The 12,948-nt window shown below is 54.8% G+C and carries 13 protein-coding genes; 12 read left to right on the top strand and 1 reads right to left on the bottom strand.

Annotation, left to right across the window (positions count from 1 at the left end):
- Nucleotides 1–49 precede the first annotated feature (49 nt).
- The 12 genes from D9A02_RS08015 (at nucleotide 50) to D9A02_RS08070 (ending at nucleotide 12,517) form a co-directional block, all read left to right on the top strand.
- Nucleotides 50–898 (top strand): bifunctional helix-turn-helix domain-containing protein/methylated-DNA--[protein]-cysteine S-methyltransferase, encoded by an 849-nt coding sequence (locus D9A02_RS08015; protein WP_120500489.1) that lies wholly within the window; start codon nucleotides 50–52, stop codon nucleotides 896–898.
- Nucleotides 899–1,030: 132 nt separating this feature from the next.
- Nucleotides 1,031–1,696 (top strand): OmpA family protein, encoded by a 666-nt coding sequence (locus D9A02_RS08020; RefSeq protein WP_120500490.1) that lies wholly within the window; start codon nucleotides 1,031–1,033, stop codon nucleotides 1,694–1,696.
- Nucleotides 1,697–1,969: 273 nt separating this feature from the next.
- Nucleotides 1,970–3,718, top strand: a complete 1,749-nt coding sequence (locus tag D9A02_RS08025; RefSeq protein WP_120500491.1) for a heparinase II/III family protein — start codon at nucleotides 1,970–1,972, stop codon at nucleotides 3,716–3,718.
- Nucleotides 3,719–3,751: 33 nt separating this feature from the next.
- Nucleotides 3,752–5,341 (top strand): bifunctional phosphoribosylaminoimidazolecarboxamide formyltransferase/IMP cyclohydrolase, encoded by a 1,590-nt coding sequence (gene purH, locus D9A02_RS08030; protein ID WP_120500492.1) that lies wholly within the window; start codon nucleotides 3,752–3,754, stop codon nucleotides 5,339–5,341.
- Between the two features lie 33 nt (nucleotides 5,342–5,374).
- Entirely contained in the window at nucleotides 5,375–5,845 is a 471-nt protein-coding gene (gene lspA, locus D9A02_RS08035; protein ID WP_120500493.1) for a signal peptidase II, read from the top strand.
- A gap of 51 nt (nucleotides 5,846–5,896) precedes the next feature.
- Nucleotides 5,897–6,415 carry a DUF3035 domain-containing protein gene (locus tag D9A02_RS08040; protein ID WP_120500494.1) on the top strand — a complete coding sequence of 173 codons (519 nt, stop codon included), beginning with the start codon at nucleotides 5,897–5,899 and terminating at the stop codon, nucleotides 6,413–6,415.
- Nucleotides 6,416–6,510: 95 nt separating this feature from the next.
- Complete coding sequence (locus D9A02_RS08045; RefSeq protein WP_120500495.1) at nucleotides 6,511–7,845, top strand: pitrilysin family protein; 1,335 nt, start codon at nucleotides 6,511–6,513, stop codon at nucleotides 7,843–7,845.
- Nucleotides 7,842–9,143 carry a pitrilysin family protein gene (locus D9A02_RS08050; RefSeq protein WP_174232030.1) on the top strand — a complete coding sequence of 434 codons (1,302 nt, stop codon included), beginning with the start codon at nucleotides 7,842–7,844 and terminating at the stop codon, nucleotides 9,141–9,143. Before D9A02_RS08045 ends, D9A02_RS08050 begins: the two co-directional genes overlap by 4 nt.
- Before the next feature lie 117 nt (nucleotides 9,144–9,260).
- The gene (locus tag D9A02_RS08055) at nucleotides 9,261–10,187 is read left to right on the top strand and encodes a branched-chain amino acid ABC transporter permease (protein ID WP_120500496.1); all 927 of its coding nucleotides are present in this window, start codon (nucleotides 9,261–9,263) and stop codon (nucleotides 10,185–10,187) included.
- Entirely contained in the window at nucleotides 10,184–11,116 is a 933-nt protein-coding gene (locus tag D9A02_RS08060; RefSeq protein ID WP_120500497.1) for a branched-chain amino acid ABC transporter permease, read from the top strand. The genes D9A02_RS08055 and D9A02_RS08060 overlap by 4 nt, the downstream gene beginning before the upstream one ends.
- Nucleotides 11,113–11,829 (top strand): ABC transporter ATP-binding protein, encoded by a 717-nt coding sequence (locus D9A02_RS08065; protein ID WP_174232031.1) that lies wholly within the window; start codon nucleotides 11,113–11,115, stop codon nucleotides 11,827–11,829. Before D9A02_RS08060 ends, D9A02_RS08065 begins: the two co-directional genes overlap by 4 nt.
- Nucleotides 11,822–12,517, top strand: a complete 696-nt coding sequence (locus tag D9A02_RS08070) for an ABC transporter ATP-binding protein (protein ID WP_120500498.1) — start codon at nucleotides 11,822–11,824, stop codon at nucleotides 12,515–12,517. The genes D9A02_RS08065 and D9A02_RS08070 overlap by 8 nt, the downstream gene beginning before the upstream one ends.
- A gap of 10 nt (nucleotides 12,518–12,527) precedes the next feature.
- Here the strand turns inward: D9A02_RS08070 and D9A02_RS08075 are convergent, their stop codons facing one another.
- Nucleotides 12,528–12,947, bottom strand: coding sequence for an EVE domain-containing protein (locus D9A02_RS08075; protein ID WP_120500499.1), 420 nt, complete (start codon nucleotides 12,945–12,947; stop codon nucleotides 12,528–12,530).
- Nucleotide 12,948: the final 1 nt, after the last annotated feature.

The following is a 12,948-nucleotide window of genomic DNA, read 5'->3' on the forward strand; positions in this document are numbered from 1 at the left end:
GGTTGAATTGCCGGGCTTATCCTGCAGACAACAGACAGGAGCGCAACAGATGAATGCACAAACACAAGAAGGTTATCATTTTCAAGTCATGCGCCGGGCGATTGATCTGATCGATCAAGGGGACCCAGGGCAATCGTTGAATGATCTGGCTGCGGAAATGAACATGAGTCCCGCACATTTTCAGCGGCTATTCACTACATGGGTCGGTGTTTCGCCTAAACGATATCAGCAGTATCTGGCGTTGGGTCATGCGAAATCCCTGCTGGAGCAGCGATTTACAACGCTGGATACTGCACATGAGCTGGGCCTGTCGGGATCAGGTCGTTTGCATGATCTCTTTTTGCGGTGGGAGGCGATGAGCCCGGGCGAATATGCCCGCAAAGGCAATGGGCTGAAAATCTACTGGGGATGGTTTGATAGCCCCTTTGGTCTGTCACTGGTGATGGGGACGGAAAAGGGCATCTGTGGCATCGGTTTTGCTGAGGAAATGGGCGAAGAGGCAACGATGGAAGATCTGACCTCGCGTTGGCCAAATGCAGAATTTATCGAGGATCCGATGATGCTGCGTCCTTGGGTGTTGACCGCATATGGCGCGGGTGACCAAATCTCTGAGAAAGCGCCGCTCTATTTGATTGGTTCTGCCTTGCAGATCAAAGTGTGGGAGGCGTTGCTGACAATCCCCTCTGGCCATGTCACGACCTATTCCGAGATTGCGCGCGTTATAAATCGGCCACGTGCCGTGCGAGCGGTGGGCACCGCTGTGGGGCGTAACCCGATCAGCCTGTTGATCCCATGTCACCGTGCGCTGCGCAAAAGCGGCGGTTTGGGTGGCTACCACTGGGGGTTGCCCGTCAAACGCGCCATTTTGGCTTGGGAATCTGCCCGGCAAGAGGCCTGAGAAGCCTGTAGATCACGAAATTATGCGCAAGATGCCGCCGATTTCCCCATCAAACAGGCTTGGGGATCGGCGGTGTATTGCGTATATTTCATATGATCCCATGTATATGGGCAAAGAGTAACGAGGCATAAAATGACCCGAGCACGTAATTCCATGACCATCGTGGCTGGCATCTCCGCATTGTTGGTGGCCGGCTGTACCGACCCCGGCCAACTGGGTGGAACCAATCCCAATCAGAAAGCGCAAACAGGCGCAATTCTGGGCGGTCTCGTCGGAGCCGGCGCCGGTGCGGTTTTGAGTGATGACAAAGCCAAAGGCGCGATCATTGGCGGCGTTTTGGGTGCTGCAGGTGGCGCTGTTTATGGCAACTACCTTGACAAACAAGAGGCGGAACTACGCCAGAACCTTGATAGTCAGGATATCCAGATCACCAACACCGGTGATCGACTGATCCTGACCATGCCAGAGGATGTTCTGTTCAACGTCGATAGCGCCACTGTCAGCCCGGTGTTGCGCGGCGACCTGACAACGGTTGCGCGTAGCCTGCAAGATTATCCCGACAGCTCGGTTCAGGTGATTGGACATACTGACAACACCGGCAGTGCAGATCACAACCAAAACCTGTCAGAGCGCCGCGCCAACGCGGTTTCTGATGTGCTGCATGAGGGTGGCGTGCCTTATAACCGGGTGCAAAGCTTTGGTCGTGGTGAAGATCAGCCCGTTGCGTCCAACCTGACCGATGAAGGCCGCGCACAAAACCGTCGGGTTGATATCGTGATCTTGCCAAACGCGACTTGATAACACTCCACAATTTGTAGGGTGGGCAATTTCTGCCCACCGTCGCCCCAACCATGGGCGCAAACGCTTTTTGTGAAACATGTTGGGTGAATGGTGGGCAGGCATTGCCCACTTTACGCGGCTCTGTTTCGATTTGTGTACATAAGCCACGTACAGCCTGTACAACCTGTACAAACATATCTCGTTCAGACCAGCATCATTCCGTGACTTGGGTTTCCCTCCCGGATATGCTGTTATCTGGAACGCCGGAAAGAGCGTGCAGGGGTCGGGTCTATGACATATTCCGAAAATCTGTCCATACGTTGGACACGCTTGATGAACCGCTTCGCTGCGCGTCGGGTGGCGCTCTCTCGTCCCGCGACGGCATTTGTGTCTCAACCTGAACCGCGCACCATCGGCAGCTACGCCAAAGGCAGGCAGCTGGTGTCGGGTAATTATCTGTTCGCTGGGCATTTACTGCAGGGTGCGGGGCAAGGCATCTGGGATGTTGCGCCGCCGGATGCGAATTTTTCAAACGAACTGCATGGGTTCATGTGGCTTGATGATCTGGCCGCCGTCGGGGATGCGCAAGCGCGTAAATCTGGGCAGGATTGGCTGTGGCAATGGATCAAACTGTACGGCCATGGGGCTGGACCAGGCTGGACGCCAGAACTAACTGGCCGCCGTTTGATCCGCTGGATCAATCACGCGATATTTCTGTTGATGGGGCAGGAGGCTGAACGCTCAAACCAGTTTTACCGCTCGCTTGGGCAGCAAACGCTGTTTCTGGAGCGCCGCTGGCGGGCCTCTCCTCCGGGGTTACCCCGATTCGAGGCCCTGATTGGTTTGATTTATGCTGGCTTGTCTTTGGAGGGTATGGAGAGCCAATTACCCGCCGCTCTGAAAGCGCTGGCCAAGGAATGCAACGCCCAGATCAGCGCGCAAGGCGGTATTCCAACCCGTAATCCCGAAGAATTGCTTGAAGTCTTTACCTTGCTGAATTGGACCGCGATGGCCCTGCGCGAGGCAGGGAAAACCCCCAGTGATGCGCATTGGGCCGCGATTGAACGCATTGCCCCAACCCTGCGGACCCTGCGCCACGCCGACGGGGGATTGGCGCGGTTTCATGGCGGCGGGCGCGGCCTGACCGGGCGGTTGGATCATGCCTTGGCGGAAAGCGGGATCAAGCACAAACAGCCCATGGGGTTGTCGATGGGTTTTGCACGGCTTTCAGCCGGGCGCACCAGTATAGTTATTGACGCCGCCGCCCCGCCTAAGGGCAAGGCCTCGACCGGGGCGCATGCCTCGACATTGGCGTTTGAGCTTACGTCTGGCCGCAGGCCGTTGATAGTGAGTTGCGGTTCGGGCCATAGCTTTGGTCGCCAATGGCAGCGTGCAGGCCGGGCAACACCGTCGCATTCGGTGCTGGTGCTGGATGGTCATTCTAGTTCTCGCCTTGGTACAACCCCGGAAAACCGCGATTGGCTGATCCAAATTCCGCAGCGCGTGCCAGTGGCGATCAACCCGGCCCCAGATGGTATCAGCTTTGAGGGCCAACACGATGGTTATCGGCGTACGCATGGGTTGGTTCATCGACGTACATTGGAAATGGTTTTTGATGGTAGCGGCGTGGTCGGGGAAGAACATCTCTTCATTCCAACTGATCAAGACAAGCGTATGTTTGATGCTGCAATGGATGCGCGAGATCTTTTGGGAATCGGTTTTGACGTCCGGTTTCACCTGCATCCGGATGTCGAAGCGTCCCTTGATATGGGCGGTACAATGGTCTCGATGGTGCTCAAAAGTGGTGAGATCTGGCTGTTTCGGACTGATAGCGCCTGTCAATTGCGACTTGAACCCAGTGTTTATCTCGAAAAACACCGATTAAAGCCGCGTGCGACGAAACAGGTTATTCTATCTGGCCGCGCAATGGAGTATGCGACCCGCATACGATGGTCATTGGCCAAGCCCGAGGACTCACCAGTTGGCATTCGCGATCTGGTGCAGGATGATTTGGATGGTCTGACCAATCTCGAAAATTGACCTGCTGACCGAGCTGCTAAGGATCTGCTGCCCATGACAAACCTCGCCCCTGTTCGCCGTGCCCTTTTGTCCGTGTCCGATAAAACCGGATTAATCGATTTGGGCCGTGCCCTATCTGAGATGGGTGTTGAATTGTTGTCGACGGGTGGCAGCGCCAAAACCCTGCGTGAGGCTGGCTTGGATGTGCGCGATGTGGCGGATGTGACGGGTTTCCCGGAAATGATGGATGGTCGGGTGAAAACCCTGCACCCGATGGTACATGGCGGCTTGCTGGCGTTGCGTGACAATGATGACCACGTCGCGGCGATGGATACCCACGGCATTGCTGCAATCGATCTGTTGGTGGTGAATCTTTATCCGTTTGAGGAAACCGTTGCCAAAGGCGCCGATTATGACACCTGCATCGAAAACATCGACATCGGCGGCCCAGCCATGATCCGTGCGGCGTCCAAGAACCATAGCTTTGTAAACGTTGTGGTCGATGTCGAAGACTATCAGCCGCTGTTGGATGAACTAAAGACCAATGATGGTCAGACAACATATGCCTTTCGTCAACGTCTGGCGCTGACGGCCTATTCGCGCACCGGTGCTTATGATGCCGCCGTATCTGCATGGATGGCCAAGGCTCTGGAAGAGCAAGCCCCGCGTCGCCGTGCTGTGGCAGGGACTTTGGCGCAAACTCTGCGTTACGGTGAAAACCCACATCAGCAGGCGGCGTTTTACAAAGATGGCAGTACGCGCTCAGGCGTGGCAACGGCAACCCAGCATCAGGGCAAAGAGTTGAGCTATAACAACATCAACGATACTGATGCGGCGTTTGAACTGGTCAGCGAATTTGGCCCTGAAAACGGCCCGACCTGTGCGATCATCAAACACGCCAATCCTTGTGGTGTTGCGCGCGGGGCGTCCTTGCTTGAGGCGTATTCACGTGCATTTGATTGCGACCGGACATCGGCTTTTGGTGGTATCATTGCATTGAACCAACCCCTTGATGGTGCGACGGCGCAGGAGATCTGTCAGATTTTCACCGAAGTGGTCATTGCACCCGGCGCAGATGATGAAGCCAAAGCGATCTTTGCCGCCAAGAAAAACCTGCGCTTGTTGACCACCGATGGTTTGGCTGATCCAGCTGAGGCGGCTTTGATGATCAAGCAAGTCTCTGGCGGCTTTCTGGTGCAGGACAAAGATAGTGGTATTCTGGCTGCTGATGACCTGAAAATTGTTACCAAGCGTGCTCCGACTGAGCAGGAGATGGCGGATATGCTGTTTGCCTGGAAGGTTGCGAAACACGTAAAATCCAATGCGATCGTCTATGTGAAGGATGGCGCAACCGTTGGAGTTGGCGCGGGCCAGATGAGCCGCGTTGACAGCTGCCGGATCGCCGCCCGCAAGTCCGAAGACATGGCTGCCGAGCTGGGTTTGAGCGCACCGCTTACACAAGGCAGCGTTGTGGCGTCAGATGCGTTCTTCCCTTTCGCCGATGGTTTGCTGACAGCGGCAGAAGCCGGTGCAACAGCCGTTATTCATCCCGGTGGCTCAATGCGTGATGAAGATGTGATCGCCGCCGCGGACGAGGCAGGCCTTGCCATGGTTCTAACCGGTATGCGCCACTTCCGGCACTAAATACCTATTGGCAAGATCGGGCAGGAGGCACGAATGCGTATCATTTTCTGGACAGGGTTGCTGACCTTTGTGCTTGATCAGCTGAGCAAGTATCTGGTCGTGCATCAGATGGATCTGATCAACAAATATTCAATCGACGTGCTCCCGCCTGTGCTGAATTTTCGTATGGCGTGGAACTATGGCGTGAATTTTGGCCTGTTGGCACAAGATAGCCCGATGACTCGGTGGATCCTGATCGCGGTGGCCGTGGTGATCTGTGCGGCTGTCTTATGGTGGGTGAAACGCGAAGAGGGTGGCTTTTGGCAAAAAGCTGCCACTGGCTTGTTGATCGGCGGTGCGCTGGGCAATGTGGTTGATCGGGTGCTGTATGGTGCTGTTGCAGATTTTTTGAACATGTCTTGTTGCGGCTTCAACAACCCGTATTCATTCAATGTGGCCGATATTGCCGTCTTTGCAGGGGCAATAGGGTTGATCTTTTTTACCCCGTCGAAAAAGCCCGCGTGACCTGCGGGCAGGAATAGGATAAAAGCCTTGGAAAATGGCAGGAGATTGGCAATGGCAATGTCACGTGTAGTGATTATGGCGATGGTTTTGACAGCTATTGCGGCGTGTTCTGGCAAGGACAAGCCACTGACCCGGATAAAACATACCGGCAGTGGCCCGGATGAATTTGCTATTATTCCGTCAAAGCCGCTGCAGGAGCCTGAAAGCTACTCCAACCTTCCTGCGCCTGCGCCGGGTACAGCTAATTTGACAGACCTTACACCCAAAGCCGACGGTATCGCAGCTTTGGGTGGCAATCCAGCAGCGTTGGGGAGCACTAAGATTGCCTCAAGCGAAGCTGCATTGGTCAATCATTCTCGTCGCTACGGCGCGGATGCGAACATTCGCAACACCGTGGCGAAAGAGGATGCTGATGTGCGCAAAAAACGTGGACGGGTGAATATCCTCGGCATCGGGCCGGATGATGATTACACGCTGGCCTATAAGAAAGAGTGGCTGAACTCTCAGGCGGAACGCGACCGCCTGCGCGCTCGTGGTGTCAGCACACCAAGCGCCCCTCCCGGCGAGTAAGTCAGCGAATAAATTATCAATTATAGTTAAGCTTTCTTGAAGTCTTAGGAAAGCACCGTAACTAATCAGTCAATTGATTTCATTAGCGGAGGTGCATGATGCGCATTCTGGCACTCTGTTCTGCATTGTTTGCGGCGGCTTCCTTGCCGGTGCAGGCGAACGAACAAGTCACTAACTTCACCCTTGATAACGGGATGGAGGTCGTCGTGATCGAAGATCACCGCGCCCCAGTTGTGGTTCACATGGTCTGGTACAAAGCCGGCTCTGCGGATGAACCCGCAGGCGCCTCGGGTGTCGCGCATTTTCTGGAACATTTGCTGTTCAAAGGCACCGAAAAGCTGGAGCCGGGAGAGTTTTCAGCAACCGTGGCTAGCAACGGCGGCAGTGACAATGCCTTTACCAGCTATGACTACACCGCGTATTTTCAACGCATCGCCGCCGACCGGCTAGAGCTGATGATGCAGATGGAAAGCGACCGGATGGTCAATATCCAACTGGGTCAAGACGATATTCTGACCGAACGTGATGTGATCATCGAAGAGCGTAACCAACGTACCGAAAATGACCCGTCAGCATTGTTTCGTGAGCAAAAGAACGCGGCACAGTACCTGAACCACCGCTACGGCGTACCGATCATTGGCTGGAAGCATGAAATGCATGCCTTGGACTTGGAAGATGCGCTGGGGTTTTACGAAATCCACTATGCACCCAATAACGCCGTTCTTGTAGTGGCCGGTGATGTTGAACCTGACGAGGTCAAAGCCTTGGCTGAAATCTATTACGGTGTGATCCCTGCCAATGCTGACTTGCCCGAACGTGAGCGCACGCAAGAACCCCCACAAACGGCTGAACGTCGTTTGGTGTTTGAGGATGCCCGCGTAGCACAGCCCTTTGTCAGCCGCTCTTATCTTGCGCCTGAGCGTAATCATAATGACCAGGAAGAGGCGGCTGCCTTGGTGATGCTGTCCGAGATTTTGGGCGGTGGCACAACATCGGTACTGGCGCAAAAGCTGCAGTTCGACACGCAGCAATCGATCTATACCTATGCCTATTACGGTGGTGGGTCTTTGGACGAAACCACATTTGAACTTGGCGTTGTGCCCGCGCCGGGTGTTACGCTTGAACAAGCTGAGGCCGCAATGGATGAGGTTTTGGCCGAGTTTATGGAAACCGGTGTAGACGCCGCGCAGTTGGACCGGATCAAGATGCAGTTACGTGCCTCGCAGATCTACGCGCGCGATAGTGTCAGGTCTTTGGCCAACCGCTATGGTCGCGCCTTGGCGCAGGGGCTGACAGTTGAGGATGTGCAGGCCTGGCCTGAGGTTCTGCAGGCTGTGACCGAGGAAGATATCATGCAAGCTGCCGCAGATGTGTTTGACCGCAAACAAGCCGTAACCGGCTGGCTGACAGGAACGGAGGCTACACAATGATCCGCTTTATATTCGCATGTGTTGCGATCTTCGCCGCATTGCCTGCGCGAGCCGATGTCGACATTCAAGAACTGACCAGCCCCGGCGGCATTGATGCCTGGTTGGTTGAAAGCCATGAAATCCCCTTTGTCGCGTTAGAACTGCGGTTCCGTGGGGGTGCGTCTTTGGATGCCGCAGGCAAACGTGGGGCAACTAATCTGATGGGAGCCCTGCTTGAAGAGGGTGCTGGTGATCTTAATTCACAAGCTTTTGCCCGCCGGGCCGAAGAGCTAGCTGTGTCGTTCTCTTATGGTGTTAGCGATGACACCGTCAGCGTATCGGCCCGTTTTCTGACCGAAAACCGGGATCAGGCGATTGACTTGCTGCGCGACAGCTTGATCAACCCGCGCTTTGATCAAGATGCGGTGGATCGGGTGCGGGCGCAGGTTGAATCTGGCATTCAGTCAGATGCCAAAGACCCCAACTCCATCGCCCAATCTGAATTTCGCAAGCTGGTTTATGGCGACCACCCTTACGGCACCCTGCAAGATGGCACGCTCGAAAGCGTTGCCAGCCTGACGCGTGATGATATCGTTGCCGCGCATCAGGCGACAATGACCCGCGACCGTCTGTTTGTCAGTGCCGTTGGTGACATTACCAGTGAAGAATTGGGCTTGATTTTGGACGACCTACTGTCTGAGCTGCCCGAGGCAAGCGTCGATTTGCCGGGCGCAGCCACTCTCAATCTGCCCGGAAATGTGCAGGTGATCGATTTCCCTACACCGCAATCGGTTGTGACCTTTGGCCAACCCGGCATCGACCGTGATGATGACGATTTTTTTGCCGCATTTGTCCTGAACCACATTTTGGGAGGTGGTGGCTTTGAAAGCCGCCTGATGGAGGAAGTGCGCGAAAAGAGAGGCCTGACCTATGGGGTTTACAGCTTTTTATCTGACCGCGATGGTGCCGAGATTATGATGGGTTCTGTCGCGTCAGCCAATGACCGCGTGGCTGAGGCAATCGAGGTTATCCAGAACGAATGGGTACGCATCCGAGATGAGGGTGTAACGGAGGCCGAGCTTGAGGATGCCAAAACCTATTTGACCGGGGCGTATCCTTTGCGTTTTGATGGCAATGGAACCATCGCTAATATCGCAGCAGGCATGCAAATGCAGGGCAGGCCTACGGATTACATCGCCAGCCGAAATGACCGGGTGAATGCCGTGACGCTGGAAGATGTCAACCGCGTCGCCCGTGAATTTTTGAACCCTGATAAGCTGACCTTTGTGGTTGTTGGGCAACCCGAAGGCCTGAAATAGAAAAGCCAAAGAACGCCTTGCTTGTGTGAGCGGGGCGTTCTTTTTACTGTTAAATGATCGCCTTTCTGCATCCTTCCCCTTGCTCTGCAGTGCGCAACCATGCATGGCTGAAAGCCAATGGATCTGGGCCCTTACATACTACTTGCCACGCTTGAAGGCATGATAACAGCTTCAGTACTGGCTCTGACGGCCGTTGGTCTGTCGCTGGTGTTTGGCGTGATGCGCGTGGTGAATATCGCGCATGGCGAGTTTTTCATGCTGGGCGCAGTCATCGCATGGTGGGTGGCGCAGATGCTGGGGGGGCATCCGGCAGTGGGCTTTGCTGCGGCTTTGGTGATTGCGCCCTTGCTGGTTGGAAGCCTAGCGATTGCGGCAGATATGACGATTTTGAAACGGTTGGATTACGATCCTGAACGCACCATCGTCGCCACCATCGGACTACTCTACATTATTCAACAGCTGACTTTGATGAGTTTCGGCCCCGAGGCGAGACCCGTGCAGCCGCCCTTCAACACCCGTATCGCCCTTCCATGGTTTGAGATGGGCGCAGAAGGATGGAAAATGATCTGGCCCTGGGGTCTGGGGACAACCACCTATAAACTGGCTGTGATCGGTGCTGCCGCTGCGTTGTTGTTGGCGGTGCGGTTGATGATGACACGCACTAAGATCGGTCTTTTGATGCGCGCGACACAGGCCGATCGTGAGATGGCCTTGGCCTTTGGCATCCCGGTCGAGCGGATTTATGCGCTGGTCTTTGGAATTGGCGCGGGGCTGGCCGCGATGGCTGCCGTGCTGGTGGTGCCAATTCAGCAGGCACATTACCTGATGGGGGCGGATCCGCTCTTGTTGTCGTTCATTGTTGTCATAATCGGTGGCTTGGGCAGTTTGCCGGGCACAGTATTGGCCGCGATCTTGATCGGGTTAAGTGACGGCATCATATCAGTGTTCTTTTCCCCCACATTGGCGAAAATTCTGGCAACGTTGCTGGTGGGGCTGGTGCTGGTGTTCCGCCCGCAGGGCCTGTTTGGAACCCGCAGCGTATGAAGGTGATAGGGTTGCATATTGGCCTGTTGGCGCTGCTGTTTGCACTGCAATTCATCTTGCCCGCTTATCATCACGGTAATCTGGCACGGATAATGGTGCTGGCCAGCTATGCCGTCGGTTACAACATCCTGTTTGGTTACACCGGGCTGCTAAGTCTTGGGCACGCGTTGTTTTTTGCAGCGGGTATGTATGGCATGGGGCTGAGCATTCAACATTTTGACTTATCTGCAGTTCCGGCACTTGCTGTCGGGCTTTTCTCAGCAGCTGTGGTTTCGGCGGGACTGGCCTTGTTGGCGCTGCGCACAACTGGCGTGGCTTTCATGATAGTGACGTTGATGTTCGCGCAAGCTGGATACCTGACGATTTTGTACTTTGGTGAATGGACCCGTGGAGACGAAGGCTTCGTGATCGCCCAAAGCGCGCGCATGATCGCAGGCTTTGATCTGAGCGACCCCACTAATCGCTATTTCGCGGCGTTGATCCTGTTTGCGATTTGCCTGTTGATTTGCCTGTGGCTGGTTCGATCGCCTTTTGGCAAAACCCTGATCGCCATTCGCGAAAACGAAGAGCGCGTGACCATGCTGGGCTATAGTACCTTTGCTCATAAGCTGGGCGCGATGGTGGCGTCTGGTATAATCTCGGGCTCGGCGGGGGCCACATATGGCCTGCTGTTCGGTTATGCCGGGGCAAGTTTTGCCTCGGTTCAGTATTCGATCTTTCCGCTGTTGTGGGTGCTTCTTGGCGGAGCGGGTACCGTACTTGGTCCCTTCGTTGGAGCTTTTTTCATGTTTTATCTGATTGACCTCTCAAGTGGGATCACCAGCGCTTACATGTTGATCGCGGGCGTGGTTTTGGTTTTGCTGACGCTGTTTGCACCACAGGGTTTGATGGGTGAATTGCGTCGCCGGTTCTGGAAAGGGCTGCCATGACGCTGCTGTTGTCCACAAAAGCGCTGAGCAAAAGCTTTGATGGTTTAGATGCCGTAAGGGACATTGATTTTGAATTGCCCATTGGGCAGGTGCGGGCTCTGATCGGCCCCAATGGTGCGGGTAAAACCACCTTTGTCAGCCTGATCTGCGGGCGCATTGCTCCAACGGCTGGCACTGTAACGTTCGACGGGCAGGATATCACGCACTTGCCTGCACATCGGCGTATCCAGATGGGCATGGCCTATACATTCCAGATTACGTCGATCTTTCCGGGCCTGAGCGTGAGGGAAAATGTTGCCTTAGCAGCGCGCCGGTATTTGAAAGGGGCTGACGTTGTTCTGAAAATTGAATCAGCGCTGGATAAGATAGGTTTGTTGGATCGTGTCGAGCAATTGGCTGGGGATCTTGCCTATGGTCATCAAAGATTGCTTGAGATCGCGATGGGGCTTGCACAAAGCCCACGGCTTTTGATCCTTGATGAACCTACACAAGGTTTGTCCGATGGTGAAATCAGTGACTTCAAAACCCTTATCCGTGATCTCTCCCAGCAGGCCACAATCCTTTTGATTGAACACAACATGAATGTTGTCATGGCCGCGGCGGATCAGATCAGCGTGTTGGAGGCGGGCCAGATGCTGGCCGAAGGCACACCCGAGGAAATCCAAAACAATTTAGCGGTCCAAACAGCCTATCTTGGGCGTACTGATGCTTGAATTGCGCGGGATCAATGCCGGATACGGTCAGGTGCAGGTGTTGCGTGACCTGTCGTTATCGGTTGAGGGCGGTGAAATTCTATGCCTGCTGGGTAGAAACGGTGCGGGTAAGACCACCACGATGAAGGCAATCATGGGTTTATTGCCTTTGATGTCCGGCGAGGTTGCATTGGATGAGCAGATCATCAGCCAGCTACCTGCTTATGAAATCCCACGTTCCGGGATTGGCTATGTGCCACAAGGTCGGCGTTTATTTGCAGGGTTAAGCGTTGCGGAAAATCTGGAGATTGGTTTGCGGGCGCGCAAAAGCGGGTCAGACACTCTTGAAGACGTACTTGATCTGTTTCCACGTCTGCGCGAACGCTATCGGCAACCGGCGCAAACCTTATCAGGAGGGGAACAGCAAATGCTGGCTACAGCCCGGGCGTTGTGTTTGCGACCCAAGGTGCTTTTGTTGGACGAGCCGACCGAAGGTTTGCAGCCCTCGATGATTGACGCGATCCGGCAGGTTATCGTGAAAATGCGCGCGGATGGGATTGCCGTTCTGCTGATCGAACAACGCATTGACGCCGTATTGCCGGTGGCAGACCGGGTGGCCTTTATCGAAAACGGCCGCAATAGAGAGACAATAGCGGCTGAGGCTTTGCGTGCGGACCCCAGTATCGCGGCACGTTATATGGGTGTGTAAATGACGCGTGTTATGGCGTTACGCCTGCCATTTCGCAGACCATCGCCCATTCACTCTCGGTTACTGGTTGAACCGACAAACGAGAAGTGCGTACCAGCGCCATATCGGCCAGTCGCGGATCATCCTTGATCATTGCCAGCGTGACGGGGGTTTGCACCGGACCGATGGCTTTGATGTCGACGCATTCCCACCGTTCATCATCTGTGGTGCTGTCGGGATGGGCCTCATTGATCACCTCGACGATGCCTACCACAGCCTTTTCTTTTTGGCTGTGATAGAAAAATCCGCGATCTCCGATCTTCATCTCGCGCATGAAATTGCGCGCCTGATAATTGCGTACGCCGTCCCATTCCTCGCCGTCATTCCCTTTGGCGACTTGATTGTCCCAGCTCCAGGTTGATGGTTCGGATTTGAACAGCCAGTACCGCATA

It is taken from the genome of Roseovarius sp. EL26 (assembly GCF_900327775.1).
Lineage (GTDB): Bacteria > Pseudomonadota > Alphaproteobacteria > Rhodobacterales > Rhodobacteraceae > Roseovarius.

Excerpts from the sequence above, each read along its gene's own strand:
- D9A02_RS08015 (WP_120500489.1), top strand. The coding sequence starts at position 50 with ATGAATGCACAAACACAAGAAGGTTATCATTTTCAAGTCATGCGCCGG.
- D9A02_RS08020 (WP_120500490.1), top strand. The coding sequence starts at position 1,031 with ATGACCCGAGCACGTAATTCCATGACCATCGTGGCTGGCATCTCCGCA.
- D9A02_RS08025 (WP_120500491.1), top strand. The coding sequence starts at position 1,970 with ATGACATATTCCGAAAATCTGTCCATACGTTGGACACGCTTGATGAAC.
- purH (WP_120500492.1), top strand. The coding sequence starts at position 3,752 with ATGACAAACCTCGCCCCTGTTCGCCGTGCCCTTTTGTCCGTGTCCGAT.
- lspA (WP_120500493.1), top strand. The coding sequence starts at position 5,375 with ATGCGTATCATTTTCTGGACAGGGTTGCTGACCTTTGTGCTTGATCAG.
- D9A02_RS08040 (WP_120500494.1), top strand. The coding sequence starts at position 5,897 with ATGGCAATGTCACGTGTAGTGATTATGGCGATGGTTTTGACAGCTATT.
- D9A02_RS08045 (WP_120500495.1), top strand. The coding sequence starts at position 6,511 with ATGATGCGCATTCTGGCACTCTGTTCTGCATTGTTTGCGGCGGCTTCC.
- D9A02_RS08050 (WP_174232030.1), top strand. The coding sequence starts at position 7,842 with ATGATCCGCTTTATATTCGCATGTGTTGCGATCTTCGCCGCATTGCCT.
- D9A02_RS08055 (WP_120500496.1), top strand. The coding sequence starts at position 9,261 with ATGGATCTGGGCCCTTACATACTACTTGCCACGCTTGAAGGCATGATA.
- D9A02_RS08060 (WP_120500497.1), top strand. The coding sequence starts at position 10,184 with ATGAAGGTGATAGGGTTGCATATTGGCCTGTTGGCGCTGCTGTTTGCA.
- D9A02_RS08065 (WP_174232031.1), top strand. The coding sequence starts at position 11,113 with ATGACGCTGCTGTTGTCCACAAAAGCGCTGAGCAAAAGCTTTGATGGT.
- D9A02_RS08070 (WP_120500498.1), top strand. The coding sequence starts at position 11,822 with ATGCTTGAATTGCGCGGGATCAATGCCGGATACGGTCAGGTGCAGGTG.
- D9A02_RS08075 (WP_120500499.1), bottom strand. The coding sequence starts at position 12,947 with ATGCGGTACTGGCTGTTCAAATCCGAACCATCAACCTGGAGCTGGGAC.